The sequence below is a fragment of the Nitrosopumilus sp. genome, from assembly GCF_025699255.1.
In the GTDB taxonomy this organism is placed as follows: Archaea; Thermoproteota; Nitrososphaeria; order Nitrososphaerales; family Nitrosopumilaceae; genus Nitrosopumilus.
Map to the genome: position 1 here is coordinate 39,693 of NZ_JAILWA010000011.1, position 7,480 is coordinate 47,172.

The 7,480-nt window shown below is 32.5% G+C and carries 12 protein-coding genes; 6 read left to right on the forward strand and 6 right to left on the reverse strand.

Annotation, left to right across the window (positions count from 1 at the left end):
- Positions 1-27: 27 nt before the first annotated feature.
- From K5781_RS08840 to K5781_RS08855, 4 genes are all read right to left on the reverse strand, one after another.
- Positions 28-237 carry a hypothetical protein gene (locus K5781_RS08840; RefSeq protein WP_297443059.1) on the reverse strand — a complete coding sequence of 70 codons (210 nt, stop codon included), beginning with the start codon at positions 235-237 and terminating at the stop codon, positions 28-30.
- A gap of 227 nt (positions 238-464) precedes the next feature.
- A complete protein-coding gene (locus K5781_RS08845; protein ID WP_297443062.1) occupies positions 465-1,226 on the reverse strand; it encodes an SDR family oxidoreductase in 762 nt (253 codons plus the stop codon).
- A 65-nt stretch (positions 1,227-1,291) separates the two neighbouring features.
- The gene (locus K5781_RS08850; RefSeq protein WP_297443065.1) at positions 1,292-2,164 is read right to left on the reverse strand and encodes an NAD(P)-dependent oxidoreductase; all 873 of its coding nucleotides are present in this window, start codon (positions 2,162-2,164) and stop codon (positions 1,292-1,294) included.
- A gap of 24 nt (positions 2,165-2,188) precedes the next feature.
- Entirely contained in the window at positions 2,189-2,575 is a 387-nt protein-coding gene (locus tag K5781_RS08855) for a hypothetical protein (RefSeq protein WP_297443068.1), read from the reverse strand.
- An 82-nt stretch (positions 2,576-2,657) separates the two neighbouring features.
- On the opposite strand from K5781_RS08855, the gene K5781_RS08860 reads away from it, so the two are divergent.
- Positions 2,658-3,029: a C2H2-type zinc finger protein gene (locus K5781_RS08860; RefSeq protein ID WP_297443071.1), complete on the forward strand. Its 372-nt coding sequence runs from the start codon at positions 2,658-2,660 to the stop codon at positions 3,027-3,029.
- Here the strand turns inward: K5781_RS08860 and K5781_RS08865 are convergent.
- On the reverse strand, positions 3,026-3,319 hold the full coding sequence (locus K5781_RS08865) for a hypothetical protein (protein ID WP_297443073.1): 294 nt from the start codon (positions 3,317-3,319) through the stop codon (positions 3,026-3,028). The two genes, K5781_RS08860 and K5781_RS08865, sit on opposite strands and share 4 nt — an antisense overlap.
- Before the next feature lie 50 nt (positions 3,320-3,369).
- Here K5781_RS08865 and K5781_RS08870 point away from each other — a divergent pair, with 50 nt between their 5' ends.
- The 4 genes from K5781_RS08870 (at position 3,370) to artG (ending at position 5,922) form a co-directional block, all read left to right on the forward strand.
- Positions 3,370-3,567 (forward strand): hypothetical protein, encoded by a 198-nt coding sequence (locus K5781_RS08870; RefSeq protein WP_297443077.1) that lies wholly within the window; start codon positions 3,370-3,372, stop codon positions 3,565-3,567.
- Positions 3,568-3,599: 32 nt separating this feature from the next.
- Positions 3,600-4,262, forward strand: a complete 663-nt coding sequence (locus K5781_RS08875; RefSeq protein WP_297443081.1) for a DsbA family protein — start codon at positions 3,600-3,602, stop codon at positions 4,260-4,262.
- Positions 4,263-4,748: a hypothetical protein gene (locus tag K5781_RS08880; protein ID WP_297443084.1), complete on the forward strand. Its 486-nt coding sequence runs from the start codon at positions 4,263-4,265 to the stop codon at positions 4,746-4,748.
- A gap of 238 nt (positions 4,749-4,986) precedes the next feature.
- Positions 4,987-5,922, forward strand: coding sequence for a thaumarchaeosortase (gene artG / locus K5781_RS08885; protein WP_366848199.1), 936 nt, complete (start codon positions 4,987-4,989; stop codon positions 5,920-5,922).
- On the opposite strand, the gene dinB is transcribed toward artG, so the two are convergent.
- A complete protein-coding gene (gene dinB / locus K5781_RS08890; RefSeq protein WP_297443089.1) occupies positions 5,906-7,000 on the reverse strand; it encodes a DNA polymerase IV in 1,095 nt (364 codons plus the stop codon). The genes artG and dinB overlap by 17 nt on opposite strands.
- Positions 7,001-7,072: 72 nt before the next feature.
- Between dinB and K5781_RS08895 the strand changes: the two genes are divergently transcribed.
- Positions 7,073-7,312, forward strand: coding sequence for a hypothetical protein (locus K5781_RS08895; protein WP_297443092.1), 240 nt, complete (start codon positions 7,073-7,075; stop codon positions 7,310-7,312).
- The last annotated feature ends 168 nt before the right edge of the window (positions 7,313-7,480 follow it).

The window sequence follows — 7,480 nt, forward strand, 5'->3', positions numbered from 1 at the left end:
TAGGATATAATTTTGAGGTGTTTTTGATTATTTTTTTAAAACTGGGGTGCCTGTTGAATCATTTTCTCTTTCTGAATCAAAAGTTTCCATATGTGCTGGATCTCTGTGCATATAACTGTGGACTTTTCCTTCTTCTTTTCTACAGAATTTTGAATGGATTGTCTCTTCAATTTTTAATGTTGTTTCATTCTCATGAAATAATCTTTTTCCGCAGTCAGGACATGTGAATTCCGGCATAATTTCCGTCTGTATCAAATCTATTTAGATGTTTCATGTGTGCAAAGAATTGATTATTCTTAACCTAAGCTTTAGATTACTATTCTTTCATGTGTTGTTTGTGGAAGACTCTGAACTTGCATCCTTTTTCATATGGTCTGCAATTACTGGGATTGTAATGCTTGTAACTGGAGTTAGTTATCGTGCATATTCAAAAAAACGTCTTTCCTAGATTGTTTAGAATTATCTTATCCTTCAGATGCTGATTTACCGCCATCTACATTCAAAATGGTTCCTGTAACCCAGTTTGCTTCATCTGAAGCTAAGTACAATGCAGCATTTGCAACATCTTCTGGTTCGCCCACTCTGGCTAGAGGCAATCTTTCTTCTAGTACTTTTCTTGCTTGTGGATCATCAAGATATGGTTTTATCATTCCTGAATTAATGATTCCTGGATTGACACAGTTACATCTGATGTTTCTTCTTGCATATTCTACAGCGATTGATTTTGTAAACATCGAAATTGCGGCTTTTGTAGATGAGTATACTGCTAAATGAACTCTTGGAATTGCTCTTTCGCTTGAAATTGAACCTATGTTTACAATTGAACCACTTTTAACATCTGACATTTTTGATAACGCTGCTTTTGTCATATGGAACACTCCTAACAAGTTAATGTCAATCAATTTTTTTATTTCAGAATCTTTCATTTCGTGAAAGTGTACAGGATCGTTAATTGCTCCTGCATTATTTATCACAATATCTATTTTACCATACGTATCCATAATCTGGTTAACAGCTTGTAGGACTTGAGATTCATCGGTAAGATCACATGATACCGATGCTGTTAATTCCTCATTTCCTATCTCTTTTCTAGTGGCCTCCAACTGTTCTAAATTTCTTGCAACTAGGATGACTTTTGCCCCTTCTTCTGCAAATCTTTTTGCAATACCTTTCCCAATGTCACTTGATGCTCCAGTAACAATGGCTACTTTTTCATTTAATCGCATGATTGTCTAATGTTCTCATAACTTATAGAATTTTTGTTGAAATCTATTCGTGATTTTGGTTTGCTCTATTCATTATTTTTTCTAATATATTCAATAATTCCTGTATAGTCTAACTCTCCTAGGCCTGCTTTAATCGCATTTTCGTATATTTCTTCAGCTTTACTAATCATGGGCAATTCGATTCCTAGATTTTTTGCAGTATTGGTTATTGTAGAAATATCTTTTTTCAAATTGGCTAATGTGAAAGTTGGTTCATATTTTCCTTCGATCATTTTGAATGCCTTTTTTTCACTCATTCCTGTTTTAAAATAAGTGGAGTTTAAAATTTCAAGAAAAATTTTTGGATCCACATTTGCTTTTTTCACTAGCGTTATTCCTTCAGATAATGCTAATGCAAGCATGGTAATCTGTAAATTCATTGCTAATTTTACAGAATGAGCAATTCCACTTTCTCCCAGATAAAACACCTTGTTTGCAATAGTGTTTAGTATTGATTCACATTCGTCGAAGATTTTTTTATCTCCTGATGCCATCATGACCAAATCTCCTGAAATTGCAACATTTGGACCTCCCATAACTGGGATGTCTAATTTACTAATGTTAAATTCTAGAAATTTTTTGGAAATATTTTTTGATTCTGTTGGATCTATTGTACTCATATCTGCCACAATTAATTTCTCGTGGTTTTCTTCTATGATTCCATCATTGCCAAATGCAATTTGTTTTACCGCCTCTGCATCTTTTACTATGATGATAACTAATTCTGAACTTTCTGCAACTTCTTTTGGTGATGATGCTATTATAGCTCCCTTTTCTCTTAATTCCTTGGTCTTTTCTGTTGTTCTATTATATGCTGTAATCTCAAATCCTGAGTTTAACAAATGCATTGCTACTGCGTTACCTAGCATTCCTAATCCTATGATTCCAATTTTTTTCATTGATGTTTTTCTCCTACTGTTGAATTAATGACGTTCTTCATTTTGAATCTCCCAATGTTTATTTCCAAATCTAGACGCAACAAATTCTAATTGTCCTATTGTTTTATCTCCTTTTTTGACTTTGGCAAAATCAAATTTTTTCATTTTGAAAATCTTCTCTTTAGGCTTGTATCCCCCTTCTATGACTTTGATTTTGAATCTCTTACTTGCTTTGATAATTAATTTTCTTGCACTTTGAACATTTCCAATCCATGAAAACATTTCAAAATCTCCGAAATTTTCAGTAGTGACACTATATCCATATAATCTGGCCTCCAGTTTAATTGATTGTGATTTAGCTTGTTCGTTTAACCATTTGACAACTTCCTCTCCGTGCCCTTTTTCAATACCGAATGTTTCTGAATCACTCATTTAGTTTATCTGACATTTTTAATCAATAATAATCATTTTCTATCATTGTTAAACTAAAATATTGAATTAATCATGAGATTTTATGCTCACAATAGATTGCAGAGATGTGATTTCCATAAAGAATGATTTACTAGTTTATGTTGCTGATCAAGTTGCTGCTATTCCTACCTTGAAAAATAATCAGTTTACTTTATCTTCTTTGGATGATGATGAAATTATTGATACTGGCAAAGTTATTTCTGCGATAAAAGAATATTTGGATTCTATTGATGAGGGAAAAAACTTTGCTGTCATTTCTAATAATGGTGTAATTAACATCACCTCTGTATCTGGTAGAGTGATCGAGAAGACTTCTTCTGAAACTGAACACCAAATGTTTTCATGTACTCATTGTGGTTTTGTAACTCAATATCAAGTTGAATTAAATGTCCATATGAGAATTCATTATCTTTAATTTCTTTTTAATTTTTGAAACAACCAATTTCTTTTAGTTATTGGCATTTCTGATGCCAATGAAAAATTATAATGTGAAAATCTATTTTGATATTCTGAAATAAAATTATTTGCAGCTTTTGAAGTTTGAAAATTTGTTCTAATTCCATCTACTTGGATTTGATTGCCAAAGACATCATGAATTATCACTTTGTACTGATTTGTAACTACAAAACATCTGGTACAATACCAAATCCCTCCAAATATGATAACAAAAAATCCTGTCAATATTCGATCTAGGATTTTTCTCATGATTTGATTTTCAACAGGATCTTTATAAGCACTAATCACCAAAATTGTTTGTGAAAAAATCCTCAGAGAACCACACTACAAAGGTCTATTGTGAAAAATGTGATCTTGTTCTTGAATCTCGTGAAAAATTTGAAAAACATCTTGATGGCCATTCTTCCAGTGTTACTTGTGAGGTATGTCCTATTGATACTGCCATTGCAAAATTTGTTAATTTATTCAAAAGGAAATCTTCCCATAATTTGGAATAAGTTTTTTTAACCAAATCTTACTGGATTGAATATTGAATAAAAAAGGTGTAGTTGTAGGCATAATTGTTATTGCAATTGTTGTCGGTGTGGCTGCATCTCTATCTACATCTTCTTCTGAGACTGTTAATTTGGATATGACTCGAACACATGGTACAATTTCCACTGCAATGGGTTCTCCTATCTTGGGAGACCCTTCTGCTCCTATCACCATTGTTGAATTTGGTGATTATCAATGTCATCAATGCTACAATTGGTTTCATAATACAAAACCCTCTATCTATCAAGATTACATTGAAACTGGAAAAGCTAATTTAGTTTTTGTTGATTTGGCTTTTTTAGGACGTGATTCTCCAAAAGCAGCTCAAGCATCATATTGTGCAGAAGATCAAGGAATGTATTGGGAATATCATGATATTCTTTACAATTCACAAGAATCAAAAATTGACGGCGGATGGGCTAATAATGAACGACTAAAAGCATTTGCATTCAGTTTGGGACTTGACATGGAATTATTTGATAGCTGTCTTGATTCTGGAAAATATTCTCAACGGGTACAATATAATATTCAGCAGGCAAGAGATCATGGGGTCCGTGGTACTCCTGGATTCTTTATTGTAGGTCCAGATGGACAACAACAACTTGGAGGTGCGCAACCATATTCTGTGTTCAAACAAGTATTGGATTCTATGGTCTAAATGAACTCTGTATTTAGTTTAGTGTTTTCTAATCCAAAATACTCTGTTATTGCAATTTCTATTTTTTTATCAATGCTGATAGGATTGTTGATATTATCTGAATATATTTTTCTTGAACCTTATGTTGTTAGCCATATCCCTTCTGGAACTGAATTTGGTTTTGTCCTAATTGTTATAATTTCTGTTCTGTCTGCATTGGTTCTTCCAATGAATATATTTCGCATAAATATTCTCAAAAAATCAAAACAAAAAATGAGTGGCGGACTTTTTGGTTCAATTGTTGGAGCTGCTGCTGGTGCATGCAGTTGTGGGCCTATTGGATTTGCGGTAATCTCTACATTTGGATCAGTGGGAGCTACTGCTACAGCATTTCTTACTAACTATGAAATTCCAATCAGAATTATTGCGATAGGCATTCTCATGATCACTTATTTCACCACCACAAAATCTCTAAAAATTGAATGTAAATTCGATCCAAATTCTTGATGGATTAGAAATTACCAATTAGGCAAATTTTTACAACCTTGAAATGTATCTTTCAGTCTAATCAAACATTATCGTGACATTCATCTATGTTCCAATCAGGCCCAGTAGGAGAGATCCTGAAGCTGACGAAATTGAAGATGCTGAGGATTAGCATCTGTCCCAAATTTCTATTGTGATCTGATGAATTTTAAAAAATACAAAGTCGAGATATTTATTTGCCTTTTTTAGATTTATCATGATGCAGAATTGGAATTTGATATTTGGAATTCTCATCATTTCCAGTCCAATTCTCTTTGCAATGATTGCATTTCCTGATTCTATAGCTTGGAGTTGGAATGAGGGAAGAGGTGGGTATTTTTTTGCTCTAATCTTTATTATAGCTGAATTAATTGGTCTAAAAATTGTAATTTCCAAGAAAAGATTACTTTCTGTAATTCCACTGGCTCTTGTAACAATTGCCTATTTACTTTCTCTTGAATATGGTCTAAGAGAATACATTATTTCATCTGCAGAGATGTATGATGTACAATTAATTTATTCATGGACATGGATGTGGGACTTTGTTGTTATGGCAATTTTTGTTATTGCTGCACTAACAATATTTTTTGGAAAACGATGGATACGAATTGCTCCAGCTGGCCCTATATTTCTGACCGGAACTGCAATCATCCTTTCATTAGATGCCTTCTTCCCATATGACACACTTGGTCCTTTACAATATGTTGTTCCTTACTTTGTTCAAGCTAATGTGTGGATAATCACAGTACTTGATCTTGGAACTGCAGTTGCACGTGATAATGTAATGTTCTTGCGTGGTGAACACGGTTCTATGGCTTTACAAGTATTTTGGCCATCAGCTGGTGTTCATAGTATAATCATTTTTTCCTTAGTGATTGGGGCATTCATGTTAAAACTTAACATACCTCGAGCCAGAAAATCTATCTATTTTGTATTGGGAATAATTGGTACTATCACTGTTAATTTAATTCGAATTTTTTCATTGTCATGGTATGCTCTTAAAGTGACCACTGATCCTGTTGCATGGGAAGAATATCACAAAATTGCAGGAGAGATAATGTTTCTACCCTGGTTATTTGCATTCATTTTGGTAGTAATTCTTATCGAATCTAGACGACTAAAAAAATCTGAAAAAGTTTCTAAAAATAAGAAGTGATGTCACTTTGCCCTTGAATTTCTGAAAGTTCTGATACTTTTACTCCTAATCTTCTAATTGTGCTTGTTTGATTTTCTAAAGCCTCTTTAAGTAGCTGTTCTGCAGTTTTTTTCAATTTTTCAATACTTGATGTAGGGCTTTTCAACATTTTTGATTTTGATTTGTTTGATAAATCTGATTGAACAAAATGTATCCCAACTGATTTGAACATTTGGTTATTTTTTATTACTATGTTGTGGACTTCTTTGCATAATTCTAAAATATTTTCAGATAAAAACTCATAATTTTTTGAATCTTCTTTCAACGTGACAATTTTACTATATTGAATTCTTGCTTCACGTTTTTTTACAGGTTCATTATCTATGCCTCTGGCAGCATTGTATATGTAAGTCCCTGTTTTTCTTCCAAAGTTTTTATTCAAAGTAAAAATATCTAATTTTTTCAAATCACTAATTGTTTCTAATTTCATTTCTAAAAATTTGGTTTCTGTTTTTTTTCCAATACCTGGAATTGTTCTAATTTTTAATGGCTCTAAAAACTCCTCTACTTTTTCAGGCAAAACCAACGTCAATCCATCTGGTTTTTGAAAATCTGATGCAATTTTTGAAATTAATTTGTTAGGTGAAATTCCTATGGAGCAACTAAGTTTTATTTTATCTCTGATTGTATTTTTGATTTGTTGAGCTAGATGACTTGCGTTTTTAAAATCCCCACTAACTCTTTGAGTTACATCCAGATACGCTTCATCTCTTCCCACATATTCAAAAATATTTGCACTGTCACTCATTACTTTCATTGCTTTCTCTGACATGTCTGAATAGAAATCAAAATCCACAGGTAAGAAGACTGCATCTTTTCTTTCTTCTAACCTTTTTTTTGCAAATGAAATTGGAATTCCTGATTTTACTCCATATTTCCTTGCTGTATAATTTGCTGTAGCAATTGCACCGCTATCTCCTCCTCTGTCTGAAAAAACACAAACACATACTGGTTTTGATTTTAATTCTGGGGATCTAGTTTCTTCACACTGGGCATAAAAATAATCAAAATCTATGTGGAAAACTACTCTTGTTTCCAATAACTCTGTATTCTATTTTGATTATTACTATATTGTGTATTCATCTAAATATTGACACGAGAATGTATTTTTATGGAATATCCTGTATCTGCAGATGAAAATGGAGTAAATCTCAAACCTGAAAAAATGGAAAAGGAAAAGCTCTATCATTGTATTTTTAAAAATAAAGTGATGTTACTTTTCAAAGATTCTCAGGATGTTCTAAATTGCTACGAAATTGAAGAAGCAGATTTAGTTGAACAAATTAAGAAAATTGACAATGATGACGATCTTGAAAAATTATTTGAAGATTATTTGAAAGGAAATACCTGAAAAATTAAATAAAAGCGAGAGAGCAATTTGTTATAATAGGAATTTAAAATTGAGCAACAACAAAAAATCTAAAGACGCAGAAGACATCTTATCAGAATTTGATTCTAGAAATAAACCTGAACCAACACCAGAACCTGAACCAACACCAGAACCTGAACCAACACCAGA

Excerpts from the sequence above, each read along its gene's own strand:
- K5781_RS08840 (WP_297443059.1), bottom strand. The coding sequence starts at position 237 with ATGCCGGAATTCACATGTCCTGACTGCGGAAAAAGATTATTTCATGAG.
- K5781_RS08855 (WP_297443068.1), bottom strand. The coding sequence starts at position 2,575 with ATGAGTGATTCAGAAACATTCGGTATTGAAAAAGGGCACGGAGAGGAA.
- K5781_RS08895 (WP_297443092.1), top strand. The coding sequence starts at position 7,073 with ATGGAATATCCTGTATCTGCAGATGAAAATGGAGTAAATCTCAAACCT.
- artG (WP_366848199.1), top strand. The coding sequence starts at position 4,987 with ATGCAGAATTGGAATTTGATATTTGGAATTCTCATCATTTCCAGTCCA.
- K5781_RS08850 (WP_297443065.1), bottom strand. The coding sequence starts at position 2,164 with ATGAAAAAAATTGGAATCATAGGATTAGGAATGCTAGGTAACGCAGTA.
- K5781_RS08860 (WP_297443071.1), top strand. The coding sequence starts at position 2,658 with ATGCTCACAATAGATTGCAGAGATGTGATTTCCATAAAGAATGATTTA.
- K5781_RS08880 (WP_297443084.1), top strand. The coding sequence starts at position 4,263 with ATGAACTCTGTATTTAGTTTAGTGTTTTCTAATCCAAAATACTCTGTT.
- K5781_RS08845 (WP_297443062.1), bottom strand. The coding sequence starts at position 1,226 with ATGCGATTAAATGAAAAAGTAGCCATTGTTACTGGAGCATCAAGTGAC.
- K5781_RS08865 (WP_297443073.1), bottom strand. The coding sequence starts at position 3,319 with ATGAGAAAAATCCTAGATCGAATATTGACAGGATTTTTTGTTATCATA.